Below are 14,612 nucleotides of genomic sequence, written 5' to 3' on the forward strand. Positions count from 1 at the left end.
ATATAGCAGTCTTACCTGAGCATCAAAACAAAGGAATAGGCAAATTAATAATGGAAACTATCCAAGAATACTTAAAGGAAAACGCTCCCGAAAAATCATTTGTCGGTTTGTTTGCAGCACAAGGTAAAGAATCTTTTTATAATAAATACGGCTTTAAAAAGCATGAAGGAATGACAGGAATGTTCGGCGTTATTCATGATAAGGATGTAAAGTAAGGGAAACTGTTAACGGGTACTTTAGCTCAATAAAACAGAAGAAGGCTGCCGACAGTAGCATATAGGTAGTCTTCTCAGCTAAAGGGCTGTTAACGGTTACCAATTATACTCGAATTACTTTATTGTATTTTGGACGTTATTCTATTGGAGGATGAATATAGTGAATATGCTTTGATTAGGGACATGCTATTGAAATTAGATATTAATTAAGCTTTTTAATTTCACATAAATGTACTGATATGGAGTGATGCGGTTATGCCAAAAGTCTCTGATGAACATAAGGAGCAACGGATTGAACAAATTCTGTTATCAGCGTCAGAGGTGTTCAAACGCAAAGGGTATGAACAAGCGACGCTGAAGGACATTGTTGAGGAAGCAGGGATGAGTCGGGGTTGGATTTATTTGTATTTCAAGGATAAAATGACTATCTTTTTTGCTTTAATCGATTATGTAGATTCTCAGCTTAAGAAGCAAATGTCGACGTTGCTAAAAGAGAATCATGAATCCGTACGAGGTGTACTAACAAGTTATTTGCAAGAGACAAGTCAATCGATTGATAGTCTTGTAGATAGCGTAGTGCCTGCAATCTATGAGTTTTGTACAGCAGGGTGGAGAGAGCAGAGAGTGCGGGATTTTTTTGTGAATAGGCACATCCGTGTGACTGCAATATTTATTGATGTGATTCGTAGGGGCGTAGAAAAAGGGGAATTCAAACCAACTCAATCAGTGGATGAAATCGTGAAATATATGATGTCTTGTCTAGACGGTATAATGCTGCATAGTTTGGCGTTTGGATCACAGCAAACGGATGCTGTACAGCAAATTCATCAATTGACAATTCAGTTGATGGTCTTGCTTGGAGCAAATTCAGAGAAATAATGGTAAAATACATTGAAAATGAACCGCGTGTCATTTATAATAAATGACACGCGGTTCATTTATTTTCCGGGAGTGTGTTGCATGGTTAATCAGTTGATCCTGAAGGCATTCATCTCGTTCTAGATGATCTGAAAGTGCTGTGTGAGAGGGAGGATGTTACGGAAATCATCTGTTCCATTTAGTTATTTTGTCTATTTAGACGCTAGGAGGAATTATTATCACAATTCTAGTTAGAAATCCTCAATCAAAAAAGGTTCAGATGATTATAAATGAAGGAGCGATACCAGAAGTATGCGGAAATTGGGCCGGAGGGGGAGAAGGCGATGATTGATTTCAACGATTGTCATTCCTGAAGCCGATATTGGGCAACAAAAGACAAATGAAGGAGACAAGAACAATGAGCACGACAGTCCAGAATCAAGATTCAAATTTTGAAAGCTTCAATCATGCAACGAGAAGATCGCTCCTTTTTTTACCGATGTATATTCTAGTTCCTCTCATTTTTTGGTTCGGTTTTTGGGCATTAGGCTATAAGATGGAATGGAATGCATTCGGACTAGGGGCGCTTGGTTGGTTCATCGCGCTGATGTTGAGGGGGCCACTGAGTGCGCTTGTTATGAGAATGCCTCAGGAAAGAGCGAAGAACATCATCGTCGCAAGCTCAGGGGTGCTGGAGGAAAGCGCAAGGCTTGTCCTATTGGCGGTTACATCCGCATCATCATCCTGGGCGATCTCGATTGGCCAAGGTTGGGCGGCTATAGAAGTGATATTCGTAATGGTGAATATCGTTATCATCGCAACACTTGCGAATCGGACCGATGAGAAGGCGTTACAGGCAAAGCAGCTTCTTGAAGCGCAGGGCACGATTCAAGCCAGCCCTTTGTGGGGAATTCTAGAGCGAATTTGGGCATCCGCTTTCCATATTGGATGCACGTTGATTGTCGCCTTCTATCCCTGGTCGGTTATGCTGCTTATTCCGCTGCATAGCTCGGTAAACATGATTACAGTAAAATTGGTTGCTCGATCGATCGGAAGGTCTAGCTTGTTCATTGCAGCTATCGGCATCACGACAATAATCGTAGGAATTCTGCTCATCTAATTACATTTCAATTGGAGGAATTATCATGCAATTACAAGATCTTAATCTAGTCGTTATACTGCCTATCGTAGTGATTCAACTTATTCTAATGAATATTGCGTTTGTGGACTTGTACAGAAGAGAAACGACAAGAGGACCGAAGCTGTTATGGGTGTTCGTTATTCTCCTAGGTAATATACTTGGTTCGATTGTTTACTTTACAGTTGGAAGGAAGAGTGAATCGTGAGTTTGCTTGAGATAAGCGGGTTAGTCAAACGGTTTGGAACGAGTACCGCTGTCGATGGTTTATCATTTAACATCTCACAGGGTCGTTGTATGGCTCTTCTGGGTCCTAATGGAGCAGGTAAGACAACGACTTTAAAGATGCTTTCCGGGTTGCTGGAGCCTTCTTCTGGAACAATCCAATTTACGGACGAAGCTCAGAAAGATCTACGGGAGTCGATAGGCTATTTGCCGCAATACCCTTCGTTCTTTAATTGGATGAGCGGCAAAGAATTTCTTGAATTTACAGGTAAGCTTGCTCGAATATCGTCGAAAGAAGCAGTAAGCCGAGCAGATGAACTGTTGGAACGCGTAGGTTTGAAGGGAGTGGCGAAACGTAAAATCAGCGGGTATTCCGGAGGGATGAAACAGCGGCTCGGATTGGCACAAGCGATCATTCATCGTCCTAAGCTGCTTATTCTTGATGAGCCGGTGTCTGCGCTTGATCCGCAGGGACGTCGGGAAGTCATGGAGCTTCTGAGAGAAATGAAGCGGGAAACGACGGTTCTCTTCTCCACCCATGTCCTGCATGATGCGGAGGAAATAAGCGACGATGTCATCATTATGAATCGAGGGCGTATTGTTGTGAAGGGAGATCTGCAACAATTAATGTTAAATCATCAGAAGCCGCAGATTCGAATTAAAGTCGGAAATGCCCTTCCGAAGTGGATTCAAGGCTTACAAAATCGGGCATTCGTAAAAGAAATCAATTTCCAGCATGGCAGGATTACCCTGCAGGTTACCAGCATACCTGAGGCGAGGCAATCCCTTTTAAGGGAGATAGCCGACTTAGGAATGGAAGTTGAGAGCTTCGAGGTTGGTAATTCCTCGTTGGAAGATTTGTTTATGAAGGCGGTGCAAGCATGAGTACGTGGACACTTTTGTTTCACAAGGAAATGCTGGAGAGTGCACGCAATTATAAATGGTTATGGATTCCTCTTGTGTTTCTGTTTCTTGGAATATCGAATCCGGTTACCTCTTATTATATGCCTCAAATATTGGAGGCAGGAGGGGTTGCAGCAGACGCAGCAAAGCTGATTCCCCTTCCAACATCTGAAGAAATTATGGTGAAGTCCTTGTCTCAATATGGGACGCTTGGCTTGCTCGTGCTCGCTCTTTCCTTCATGGGGATCGTTGCTGCAGAACGGCAGTCCGGTTCGGTCATCATGGTGCTGGTTAAGCCGGTGTCGCACACGAGCTATATTCTGGCGAAGTGGTCTGGGATGAATGTCATTACACTAGCGGCTGTTGGGCTTGGGCAGTTCGGAACCTGGTATTATACTAGTGTTCTTTTCGATAGTATCCCCTTTCAATTGGTATGGACCAGCTATTTGATTTTCTCTTTATGGCTAATGTTCATTAATACGATAACCCTTCTCCTTAGCTCTATTCTGAAATCAACTGGAGGAATAGCCTTTATTTCATTAGCGTTAGCCGCCGTTCTTGCTATTCTCACTCAGGTGCTTGGTGATACGATGAAGTGGAGTCCGAGCCGATTGACAGGCGAAGCGGGGCAAATCCTGCTGAAAGGTCAAGGGGGGGAGAATATGTGGTTAGCGATAGTTCTATCCAGCGTGTTTATTGTCGTATTATTAGCGGGTGCTGTGGCCGCTTCAAGACGTATGTGGACTAAAGCATGATGAATGGAATTGAATCGAGTCATGCGACTTTACGAACAACTTACACAAATAGCGGATTTCAGGAGGATAATTTGTGAAAAAAATACTAAAAAGAACTTTATATAGTTTATTTATTCTACTTATAGTATCGATTGCAGCGGTATTATTGTTCGGATACTCCAATCCATCTAAACTGCCGGGGGATCTACAAAAGAAATTGGATACATTCATGGCCAAAAAGGAAAACTTCAGCGGTATCGTTCTCGTTGCCAAAGACGGTAACATTGTCATGGAAAAAGGGTATGGAATGGCCAACAAGGGGGAAGGCCTCGCTAATCAGCCGAATACTAAATTTAGAATCGCATCCATTTCAAAAACGTTTACAGCTACAGCGATCATGCAACTGGAAGAAAAGGGACTGCTCTCCGTTCAAGATCCATTAAGCAAATATTATCCTGATCTTCCGAACAGTGAGTCCATTACGCTTCATCATCTATTGAGCCACTCCTCAGGGTATGTTGATTATTTTCAGACGAAGGAGTTCGAACTTGACCACAAGTACTCAAAGGGAGAGCTAGTCGATTTGTTTAAGGACAAACCAATAAAGTTCACACCTGGCAAAAAGTTCAGTTATAGCAATTCCGGATTTTTCTTACTGGGGATGATTGTTGAAAAAGTATCGGGTCAGTCATACGAAGACTACATTACTGAGAATATATTTAAGCCAGCAGGCATGGGCGACTCTTCCTTCACCGTTGAAAATCCAATCGAAATGGCAATGGGTTATGTGAAAGGGGAGCCTGGCCCAAAAACGGACCCATCGATCGCTTTTGCAGCAGGAGATATTACATCGACTGCACAGGATATTTATTTATTCGATCAGGCTTTAAAAAGTAATAAACTGTTACAATCACAAACACAAAATAAAATGTATACCGTTTATTCCAGAAGCTTCCCTTACAAATACGGTTATGGCTGGTATGTGCTCGAAACATTCGGACACCGTAATGTCAGCCATTCGGGTGGGTATCCGAACGGCTTTCGCAATTACCTTGCCAGATACATTGACGATGACCTAACCATTCTCGTTTTGAGCAATCAAATGGAAACCAATTCGAAAGCGCTGACGAGAGAATTAGCTTCCATCGTTTTTGGAAAAGGCATATGGTTCTGGCAAAAGTTCATTTAGTAATACAAGGATTACTATTTTTGAAAGGGGGCAGGATGATTAACTACGTACTCTCCAAGTTGTCGTACGACAAGACAGAGGTGCTACAGTTTCTAACCAAGCGACTCTGTAGTGCGCTTGGCTTATTTGGGTTGCTGCTGCTGTCGGGTGACATTAGAGGCCGCGTAAATCGCGGGATTTTATTATCGTAGTAGTATTAATGCACAAGTTGAAATTTTCGATGTTCCTTACCAGAGGATGCGGAAATAAAACTTAGTTCCGAACATTCTGAATATAAATGGGCGGATATTTCTTCATTAAGCCAGGTTGAACGAATAAGGGCTTTAGACGTATTGGAGTATCATGGTCAAGTAATAAGTCGTGCTTTTTGAAAAACTTCAGACAAAAAATGAATTAATCTATCCTGTATGGTTAGAAGGGAGATTTTTATATGTCTTTTCCATTTCACTGGAAAGAGCCGCAATGTTATATCAGCAAGGTATCGCTCCGTTGATCCTGCCTTCTGGTGGTGTCACCCGACATGTAGAAACAACTGAATGGGAGTTTTTGCGAAATGTAGGGGTGTCGTTAGGTGTACCTCCACAAGCAATACTTCAAGAAGATAAAGCAACTAATACCTTTGAAAATGCACGATTCTCTTTAAAAGTATTACAAGAGAAAGGGTTAAACCCTAAAAAAGTAGTATTGGTTTGTAAAAACTATCACGCACGTAGAGCACTTTTAACATATCAAATTATTTTTCCAAGAGAGACAATTTTTTATGTAAGTCCAGTGATTGACAAGACAGGTACTTCCAAGGATAACTGGTTTCTAGATGAAGATAGAATATGATACGTAATGAATGAGCTTGAGAAGGTAGGGAAATATTTCAGGCCCGCTATACTCCAACTCGGATCAAATGGCTAGCTACGCTAACGCAAGAACGATAGCACAATGTTAAAACAGGCTGCCGATCATCGGCAGCCTTGCTGTATTTACGAGCAGAATAGTATTCGACCAGTAAAAGCTGCCTTAACCGATAAACAATGGGATTGATGTAGGTAGTTTTCAATTCCATTCTCAATTGGATGAAGAATTATCTTCAGATAAAGCCTGTTGTTTGTAAAATGATTTATAATATCGCTGAACCCTGCTGTCAAAATAACCACGGACTTCGTAATCAGGTATCCAAATTCCTTTTTGCTCTATTGCAATTAAAGTCTCCTGCAATAACCGTTCGCGTTCTAGACGTGTTAATTGTCGTTGATGCTCGAATATCAAAGAGATCGTTTTACTTCTTAGTAAGGAAGCGATCCACTCTTTTTGTCTCAGCTTTAAAGCGGAAAACTTCTTGTTGGTTTGAAGCAATCTTCCATTTACTCTTATATGATTTTTCAACACTCCAACCCCTAGTTTTTTGACGTTCATGGTCTCAATCAACGATACTAACTTTTGTTTCTATTATAACTGATATTTCGATCCGCACGACAAATGGGGGTGGAAGCTATTTTACCCTAACGAAGTACTTTCGCCAGTGCCCCATGATGCCGTTAAGCTATCGGGCAGTAGAGCGTGGTCATGATGAGATAGTCATAGGTAATTTAGACCTCTTCAAAACAAGGATGTGTGTGGATCGGTAGCCTTTTCTCACCGTAGGAAGGCGTTCAAAAACCTTCGCGAATACATCTCATTAGATTTCTTATTTGGAGGGTTATAGTTGTTCATAAGCAAAAAGAAAAAAATTAGAGGCTGGAAAAAACACGTCAAAAAAATTTAAAAGTGGAAGAAACGAGTTATTGATTTAGACATAGAACATCTACATCAGTACCAAAGGGATTATGCAAAACTTTGGATTCACCCATTTTAGCCAACCAACGCAGGAATCCTCTTGTTTGGTACAATCGGCTTCTTCTTGTAGCGATGTTGGATGTTTATCGAATCTGGCATGAGAAGTTATCAAAACTAGATGAAGATTTTTATCTAAAGTTATGGATATTTGACCCATTCATCATCAATTCGCAGTTGGTAGCTGCTTATAAAGATTGTCTTCACTTTTACGACAAAACATTTGATGTTGGAAGTCAAGAAAAACAATTTCCTTTTCATAAGTATACTTACCTGAGAGAAAAGTTAGAAATGTTCGATTGGTACCTACATATTGATACCGACGTTTACACAGAAAGCGATCTAATTGACAATATCCAGCGAGGTTGGATGAGTGAAAGCGAAGTAGTTGCTATTAAATGTAAGGCTTATAAAGTCGAAACAATTCATCTTAATGATGGAGATTCAGATAGAACGTATAGCGTTAAAGTCGGAGATGTTTGGGTTGGTTCTATAATGAATAACTAATTTACTCTCCATAGTGAAGGGGATGTTATGTAAATCCAAAGACGGTGTAAGAACTAAACAAACGGATAACGATAGTTAAGTATCTGCCTTTCTATGAATACATCCTTTCACATATACAAATAATGTAACTAGTACGTGAAGGAGGCCAAAAAATGAACAATCAACGCGCACAAGAGATTGCAGTTTCACCTACAATGATTGATGTCACTTATAACGGAACACCAATCTACATCCAACATGTCGACGAAAAGAATGAAACCGCCAGAATTTATCCTTTGGATAAACCAGAAAACGAGCAAAGCGTCCCATTAAGCAGTTTAGTCGAGAGATCTCAAATGTTAGAGCTGGAAGACATTAAAATGATATGCCCATCGACTAAATAGTTGAAAGAAGTAAAAAAGACGTGTAGAGCAAGGGAACAGTTGATGATGATATCAAATACTAACCTTTTGCAACCGAGAGTTGAATATGAACATGAGAAGGCAGCGGACCAAATCGGACCGCTGCCTTTTCTCAACTAATGGACAGAATTGTTTAATAAATCCTTCCTCACTTGGAGCCTACAAGTTGCAAAGTTGAAATGTGAAATATGTTATGTTAGGATATTATTTAATAAATCAATGGGAGATGAGAAGGATAATGTAATATTTCTTGCTATTTTACGAATGATAAAACATAAGCTGAGATGTTTTATTCTTTGTTAAGCGAGAAAGATACTTATTCTCTTCACTCAAATAATTTTATCTATCCCATTAAATGGGTTAGATTCTGTATTCGTTTATTTGAGCTACAAGAAAGGTACCTTTCTTGTAGTTCTTTATTTTTTACTGCGATAGTTTTACACTCTTCGTCCCACGAACAGCGATTTAGAATTTTATAAAGGAGGGAGCATATGAGTACTGAAACGGTTGTTACACATGATTCACTCCGTATAAGTCGTTAGTATCCATTTAACTTATACGGAGTAAATGAGAATAGATGGATATGAACCGACTTTTTATAAAGAAATAGTGTGTTATAAAAAGGAGGAACCTACCATGTCAATGATTCATGTACAAAACCTGACATTTTCATATCCCAGCAGCTTTGATCCTATTTTTGAAAATGTTAGCTTTCAAATAGATACGGATTGGAAGCTTGGATTTATTGGTCGCAACGGTCGAGGTAAGACAACTTTTTTCAATCTATTATTAGAAAAATATGAATACAACGGAACTATTATTTCTTCAGTTGAATTTAAATATTTTCCATATCCAGTCTCGGATAAAAGCAGATTCACATATGAAATATTAGAAGAGATATGTCCTCAGGCAGAAGATTGGGAGTATCTTCGTGAAATATCTTATTTAGATGTTGATGCTGAAGTGATGTACCGACCTTTCGAAACTTTATCGAATGGGGAACAAACGAAGGTTTTGCTGGCTGCACTTTTTTTGAATGAAGGGCAATTTTTATTAATTGATGAGCCAACCAATCACCTAGATATCAATGGACGAAAGATCGTTTCCAATTATTTAAAAAGGAAAAAAGGATACATTTTAATTTCACATGATAGAAACTTTTTGGATGGCTGTGTGGACCACATCTTGTCAATAAATAGAGCCAATATCGAAGTTCAAAGTGGTAATTATTCTTCTTGGAAGCTGAATTTTGATAGACAGCAGGAGCATGAGGAAAAAACAAATGAGCGTTTACAAAAAGACATTGGAAGGTTGCAACAATCTTCAAAACGTTCAGCCAATTGGTCAAATCAAGTAGAAGCTTCCAAAAATGGTACAACGAATTCTGGTTCTAAATTGGACAAGGGGTATGTAGGACATAAAGCTGCAAAAATGATGAAACGTGCAAAGAACCTGGAATCAAGGCAAAATAAAGCTATTGAAGAAAAGTCAACTTTGCTAAAAAATGTGGAAAAAACGGAGTCACTACAATTAGAGCCATTAGAGTACAAATCTAAAGAACTAATTCAGTTAACAGACGTGTCTGTTAGCTATGAAGGTGAAATAGTTAATATGCCGATAAGTTTCTATGTTGAAGCAGGAGAGCGGGTAGTGCTTGATGGAAAGAATGGTAGCGGAAAAAGTAGTATTTTAAAACTAATTCTAGGAATGCCGCTCCATCATACAGGTACTTTGAGCGTTAGTTCAAGTCTTGTCATTTCTTATGTACAGCAAGATACCTCTCATTTAATGGGAAAGTTATCAGACTTTATTGAAGAAAATCAGATTGATGAACCGATATTTAAATCTATTCTACGAAAGATGGATTTTGACCGTATTCAATTTGAAAAAGATATATCTCACTATTCTGGTGGACAAAAGAAAAAGTTGCTTATTGCTAAAAGTTTATGTGAAAAAGCTCATTTATATATTTGGGATGAACCTCTAAACTTTATTGATGTTTATTCACGAATACAAATTGAAGAACTTATTAAAAGCTTTAATCCAACAATGGTTTTTGTTGAGCATGATCTGACGTTCAGAGAAAAAGTTGCAACGAAAACGGTAACCTTATAGGTATACTTGGAGAGTTGCATATTGTAGTTACTTCTAGTGGAAATATTGTACAGCAACGAATTGGTGAATGTTTAAATGATACTAATTCCTTGAAAATAAAGAGTGCCTTGAACAACAAGACAGCTGCCGAAAATGTATCGGCAGCTGTCTTTCATTCAACGATAATAGCGAGCAGCATACGTTGAATATTTTCTGAAATATTTTAAATGGGTGAAAATGGTAATATTTCAGCTATTCAAATTTCAAAATAGAGATAGTGAAATTCTAGTTCATTCCGCTAACGAGAAACTTTAGTGGAGGAGACTGCATCGCGGCAGCTCCTTTTTCTTCATTCAAGTAACAGCCAATTAAATTCCAATATATAGTAATATAAAAGTGTAAGGGTTAGGGGATGCGTTTAACTTGAAATTAGCTAAATTATCACTTTTCAGTGGACTCTTTGTTACTTTTAAAATCGATTGAGATAACGGAGTTTGGTTTCTAATTGGATAAGCTTCTACAAGGAGGAAGGGTTTACAATGAAATGCATTACCGTTTTTCTAAACATTCTATTTATTACGGTGTTGTTGGCGGGCTGCAAAGATGCTGCTCCCATAGCCATCACCATTCCATTGGATACTTCTGTAGTAAACTCCACACAGGATCCTGCCCTCACCCCAGTTGTGTTGGAAGGGTTCCCTATGCCACTGACCGACGGTAATCGGTTATTTTATTATCACGAAGGGGACCTGACATGTTGGACTGTTGACCGTTCCATCCAAAAGGGACTTCAGTTGTATCGAACTGATGATCGAGGCAAACAATGGAATTCAGTCCCTTTACCTACCCTGGATGAGTGGGAGGTACAGGTGTCGCCGGACCATATTCAAGCTTCGTTCCATCAAGAGGGTAACTCATGGATCTTGCTGCAATCAGAACCAGAAAGCAATGGAATGGTTCGTAAAACGCTTTACCGTTCTAACCAAAGCAGTGAGGAATGGATTCGGGCTGCGGACTTGACGGAGATGATAGGAGGGGAGGTTCTTAGCATGTCCATTCAAATGGACGGGAAGGGTTTTATCACCTCTTCGCTAAAGATGGCGGAGGTGGTTCCTTTTTACAGGACAGAGGATATGGGAGTCAATTGGAAGCAGGTGAATTTGCCTCACAAAAAAGGTTTTGATTCGGGAGTGAGTTATCTTCCTTACATAGGCAGTGATGGCCGGGGGACCGTCCGGACTGATTATAAAATTGATGGGGGAATAGTAACTGAATACATAGAAACCACTGACAATGGAGCCAGCTGGCATCGGTTCGAAACGACCTCCATCCTTGGTCTAGAAGGTGATCCGGACGCACTTAAGGTAATTAAAAAATTTCTAGATGCTTGGCAGAACCATGATAGCAAGGTTCTCGCTACTTTGTGGGAGGGGGACCAATTCATTAATGTTTACAATTGGATGTGGGAAACTGACCGGAAAATATACTATTACAGTGTGGATCCCCCATCCTCCGCCACGGATTCTAGCAGTTTAATTATTGGTGCAAGGTATTATGTAACAGCAGTGGAGGGCGAGGACAGAACAGGAGTTATGGCTATTGGAGTTCGAAAGCAGGCGGGTACCAATGTATGGAAGGTAAACTTTCTTGATTAATGAGATTAGCTCAACGACGAGATAACTGACGGCAATCAATCGGATTAACAATGTTTATAAAGAGGTGTCACTATTCTTGGATAATGAGATCTAACAACTGCAAAATGAAAAGGTTCAGGCTGATTTCCGCTCTGATTTTATGAGACTGCCGGATAGTGAAAACTTCTTGGTAGGTGATTTTAACACATACTGTATGAATGTCGCAGCAGGAACTTTAAGTTACGTTTTAGCTGGGAATGAAGAAAAAAATCCGCAAAGACAAATTGAGCTATTACAATTAGCTTTCAATGTAGTAACTTGTTCACACATGCGATCATTGCTACTAATATGAAATGTTAATTATTGGGGGTATACGAGTGAATACAGAACAATTTAATGAATTAATCGAAACCCTATTTGGTGGACTCCTAAAGCAATTTGATTATGGAGAGGAATTTGCATGCTCAACTAACGGCGAACGATAGTTGAATAGAACAACACGACGGCAACTGACTTTATGGTCAGCTGCCGTTTTTCATTAAAGTATCTGGAAGAATAATGGGGAATGTTAGCAAATCATATAGACATTGCATTGTCCAATTGAATACCATTTTTCATTAATTGCACCAATTGATTTATATAATCTTTTGCCTGTGTAGTTTGATTTTGCATCCAATGCATAGCGGCTCCATAAAGTGCCCAACTTAACATCACGGCAACAGCTTCGACCTCCATTTTGTTACGGTTAGACCACTGTTTTTGTCCCCATTCAGAGAAACTCTTCAGAGTTACCCCATGATTTTTTTGCATTGAAATGCTATTATCCATTAAACTAACGATGAACGTTACTTCAACAAAACAGCAGCAGTCTAGGACTTTATTTTCACGTCCATGACTGCTGCTGTTCCGTTTCTAGGGGTCAGTCTAATACTTATTTTCTCAGAACAATGGGGACTTTGCTGGAGAAATGAAGAATAACCGTCGGTTTAGAGTGTTTCAAATCAATGAATAAGTCATTTAATTTGATGGAACGGGGCAATAGCGCCAGATCAACTTTTGCCGAAACAAAACACAATAAGAACTTCCGACATAATCACGCTGCTAAATCCACTTAAATCGTTTGTAAAACTTCTTCAGCAGTTACAACGAATTTGCAGAAGCATTTCAGTAGCAGGGAAGCAGCCAACAATAGCTTCGGATGTAGAAGGACAAGAACATATATGTATAAGAAGCCGCGGTTTACGCGGTTTTTTATTTTTATGGATACAACTTCTTGTCCTTTTCGAAAGACAAGAAGTTGCACAGATTTCCGAAGGAAGACATGAAATTGATATGTTCTCCATAGTAGCAGAACAATACATAATTATGGTTCTCTTTGTAGGAATCCATTCACCCTTATGTCCCGAAAATCGAGATGTGGTAATATTGATATATTTAGAGCCACAGCGTGCAAAAATTTCATCCAATTACAGGAGGTGACATTATGAGATTGAAATTAGGATTTATAGTTTTGCTGTTGTTCTTAATCGGTTGTTCTAAAACTGATACCACCGTAATAACCAAGGAAACCCCAAAAGTATTAAACGAAGACGAATCATGGCAAATAAGTAGTATGTTTAAAGCCGATAATTATATGCTGTTAGGTGAACAAGGAAAAATAGGATTCATTTATAACGATCAAGAGGTTGATCGGTTTTATCCTGGGAAAAAACAAAAGTATATGTGGCATTTTTGGGATGATACACCACAAGAAACGCAAAATTTATTTGGTAAAAAAGTAAAGATTGTTGGAGTTAGCAAACAAACTGGAGAGAAAGTAAATGTATTTGAAGGTAGTATTAGTATTCCAAATACAAATATAAAAGATAATGATAAGGCAGGTAAAATGCCTTCAACGATGACTTTACCTTCAAAAGGTTTATGGAGACTAGAAGCTTATGTAGATGAAAAGCTATTCGGTAGCGTGGTTATAGAAGTACACTAATGCTGCTATTTTAATCCAATATTAAACTAACGTAAAAACGATAGTGAAGGAGCTTGCCTCGCGGCTGCTCTTTTTTTATTCGTTCAAGTAAAGATTGAATTAGGGAACATTCGTTTGATATGATTATACATATTCCTAATTACTGGGAGGATTCTAAATGGAGATCGCCTTAGAGCTACTTGAAAGTATGCTAGTTAAATTTAGGTCAGAAAAGAAATGGACACTTCAAGCCATTGAACAATTGTCCCAAGAAGACATTACTTCTTCCCCAACATCGGAAAGTAATAGCATTGCTAACCTAATTGCCCATATTAGAGGTGCGGTTCACTCTCGAATCGAAACTATTCTGCTGGATATTCCAGACGTAAGAGATAGGCATAGAGAATTTGAAAAAGGGCTAGAAATGTCTAAAGAACAAGCTTTAAAAAAGACCATGGATGCTTTTGATATACTTATAAAATATCTTGAACATCTCAAATCCAGACCTGAGTTATTGGTTCATTTTCATAGTGGACAAATCATCTATGCTGCCAAGATAAGAAAGGGACGGCTCATTTGGAATTACGATTAATGCAGTCTGGTGACAGGAATCCTTTATATTATTGGCTTTCAATCTAGTGGAAGCAGACTAAACTAACGTAAGAACTATAGCACCACAACACTAAGCTTAAAAAGGAGCAATTTAGCGATGTACGAACATCTCGTTGTATTCAAGTTCAATACTAATGTCACACCAATCAAGCAACAGGAATTGCTGGATCAATTGTTATCGTTTCGGGATCGTATCCCCGGGATATTGGATATAAGTGCAGGCATCAACGTAACTGAAGAAACGGAAAATATTAAGGGCTATACTCTCGGATTACGGGTAACGTTTGAAGACCTCGCGTCGCTGCGTTCATATGG

18 protein-coding genes and 1 pseudogene are annotated in these 14,612 nt (G+C 39.2%); 17 read left to right on the forward strand and 2 right to left on the reverse strand.

Features of this window, described 5'->3' with window-relative positions; all coding sequences use genetic code 11:
• The 9 genes from AB4114_RS34680 to AB4114_RS34720 all read left to right on the forward strand — a co-directional run.
• A partial coding sequence (locus AB4114_RS34680; RefSeq protein ID WP_441992502.1) for a GNAT family N-acetyltransferase occupies positions 1 to 215 on the forward strand: 215 nt, incomplete at its 5' end.
• A 255-nt stretch (positions 216 to 470) separates the two neighbouring features.
• The gene (locus tag AB4114_RS34685; RefSeq protein ID WP_441992503.1) at positions 471 to 1,094 is read left to right on the forward strand and encodes a TetR family transcriptional regulator; all 624 of its coding nucleotides are present in this window, start codon (positions 471 to 473) and stop codon (positions 1,092 to 1,094) included.
• 397 nt (positions 1,095 to 1,491) lie between these two features.
• Positions 1,492 to 2,193 carry a YhfC family glutamic-type intramembrane protease gene (locus AB4114_RS34690; protein WP_441992504.1) on the forward strand — a complete coding sequence of 234 codons (702 nt, stop codon included), beginning with the start codon at positions 1,492 to 1,494 and terminating at the stop codon, positions 2,191 to 2,193.
• Positions 2,194 to 2,218: 25 nt separating this feature from the next.
• Positions 2,219 to 2,419, forward strand: coding sequence for a PLD nuclease N-terminal domain-containing protein (locus AB4114_RS34695; protein ID WP_441992505.1), 201 nt, complete (start codon positions 2,219 to 2,221; stop codon positions 2,417 to 2,419).
• Positions 2,416 to 3,321 carry an ABC transporter ATP-binding protein gene (locus AB4114_RS34700; protein ID WP_441992506.1) on the forward strand — a complete coding sequence of 302 codons (906 nt, stop codon included), beginning with the start codon at positions 2,416 to 2,418 and terminating at the stop codon, positions 3,319 to 3,321. The genes AB4114_RS34695 and AB4114_RS34700 overlap by 4 nt, the downstream gene beginning before the upstream one ends.
• Entirely contained in the window at positions 3,318 to 4,094 is a 777-nt protein-coding gene (locus AB4114_RS34705; RefSeq protein WP_441992507.1) for an ABC transporter permease subunit, read from the forward strand. The genes AB4114_RS34700 and AB4114_RS34705 overlap by 4 nt, the downstream gene beginning before the upstream one ends.
• A 73-nt stretch (positions 4,095 to 4,167) precedes the next feature.
• Entirely contained in the window at positions 4,168 to 5,262 is a 1,095-nt protein-coding gene (locus AB4114_RS34710; protein ID WP_441992508.1) for a serine hydrolase domain-containing protein, read from the forward strand.
• Positions 5,263 to 5,297: 35 nt separating this feature from the next.
• On the forward strand, positions 5,298 to 5,453 hold the full coding sequence (locus tag AB4114_RS34715; protein WP_441992509.1) for a hypothetical protein: 156 nt from the start codon (positions 5,298 to 5,300) through the stop codon (positions 5,451 to 5,453).
• A 169-nt stretch (positions 5,454 to 5,622) separates the two neighbouring features.
• Positions 5,623 to 6,093 carry a YdcF family protein gene (locus tag AB4114_RS34720; protein ID WP_441992510.1) on the forward strand — a complete coding sequence of 157 codons (471 nt, stop codon included), beginning with the start codon at positions 5,623 to 5,625 and terminating at the stop codon, positions 6,091 to 6,093.
• A gap of 228 nt (positions 6,094 to 6,321) precedes the next feature.
• Here AB4114_RS34720 and AB4114_RS34725 read toward each other — a convergent pair whose 3' ends face one another.
• Positions 6,322 to 6,639, reverse strand: a complete 318-nt coding sequence (locus AB4114_RS34725) for a hypothetical protein (protein WP_441992511.1) — start codon at positions 6,637 to 6,639, stop codon at positions 6,322 to 6,324.
• A 450-nt stretch (positions 6,640 to 7,089) separates the two neighbouring features.
• On the opposite strand from AB4114_RS34725, the gene AB4114_RS34730 reads away from it, so the two are divergent.
• The 5 genes and pseudogenes from AB4114_RS34730 to AB4114_RS34750 all read left to right on the forward strand — a co-directional run bounded on the left by AB4114_RS34730 (position 7,090) and on the right by AB4114_RS34750 (position 12,074).
• Positions 7,090 to 7,593: a hypothetical protein gene (locus AB4114_RS34730; RefSeq protein WP_441992512.1), complete on the forward strand. Its 504-nt coding sequence runs from the start codon at positions 7,090 to 7,092 to the stop codon at positions 7,591 to 7,593.
• A 152-nt stretch (positions 7,594 to 7,745) separates the two neighbouring features.
• Positions 7,746 to 7,919, forward strand: a pseudogene (locus AB4114_RS34735) (small acid-soluble spore protein H); the annotation flags it as partial.
• A gap of 711 nt (positions 7,920 to 8,630) precedes the next feature.
• Complete coding sequence (locus AB4114_RS34740; RefSeq protein ID WP_441992513.1) at positions 8,631 to 10,109, forward strand: Lsa family ABC-F type ribosomal protection protein; 1,479 nt, start codon at positions 8,631 to 8,633, stop codon at positions 10,107 to 10,109.
• Between the two features lie 518 nt (positions 10,110 to 10,627).
• Positions 10,628 to 11,743: a hypothetical protein gene (locus AB4114_RS34745; RefSeq protein WP_441992514.1), complete on the forward strand. Its 1,116-nt coding sequence runs from the start codon at positions 10,628 to 10,630 to the stop codon at positions 11,741 to 11,743.
• 97 nt (positions 11,744 to 11,840) lie between these two features.
• A complete protein-coding gene (locus tag AB4114_RS34750) occupies positions 11,841 to 12,074 on the forward strand; it encodes a YxiJ family protein (RefSeq protein WP_441992519.1) in 234 nt (77 codons plus the stop codon).
• Positions 12,075 to 12,298: 224 nt separating this feature from the next.
• On the opposite strand, the gene AB4114_RS34755 is transcribed toward AB4114_RS34750, so the two are convergent.
• Positions 12,299 to 12,532, reverse strand: a complete 234-nt coding sequence (locus AB4114_RS34755; protein WP_441992515.1) for a hypothetical protein — start codon at positions 12,530 to 12,532, stop codon at positions 12,299 to 12,301.
• Between the two features lie 673 nt (positions 12,533 to 13,205).
• On the opposite strand from AB4114_RS34755, the gene AB4114_RS34760 reads away from it, so the two are divergent.
• The 3 genes from AB4114_RS34760 to AB4114_RS34770 all read left to right on the forward strand — a co-directional run.
• Positions 13,206 to 13,706, forward strand: a complete 501-nt coding sequence (locus AB4114_RS34760; RefSeq protein ID WP_441992516.1) for a DUF4871 domain-containing protein — start codon at positions 13,206 to 13,208, stop codon at positions 13,704 to 13,706.
• Between the two features lie 157 nt (positions 13,707 to 13,863).
• Positions 13,864 to 14,277 (forward strand): DUF1572 family protein, encoded by a 414-nt coding sequence (locus tag AB4114_RS34765; RefSeq protein ID WP_441992517.1) that lies wholly within the window; start codon positions 13,864 to 13,866, stop codon positions 14,275 to 14,277.
• A gap of 117 nt (positions 14,278 to 14,394) precedes the next feature.
• Positions 14,395 to 14,612: Dabb family protein (locus AB4114_RS34770; protein ID WP_441992518.1), on the forward strand; the 218-nt coding region annotated here is incomplete at its 3' end.

Origin of the sequence: Paenibacillus sp. 2RAB27, from assembly GCF_052115445.1 — a bacterium.
Lineage (GTDB): Bacteria > Bacillota > Bacilli > Paenibacillales > NBRC-103111 > Paenibacillus_E.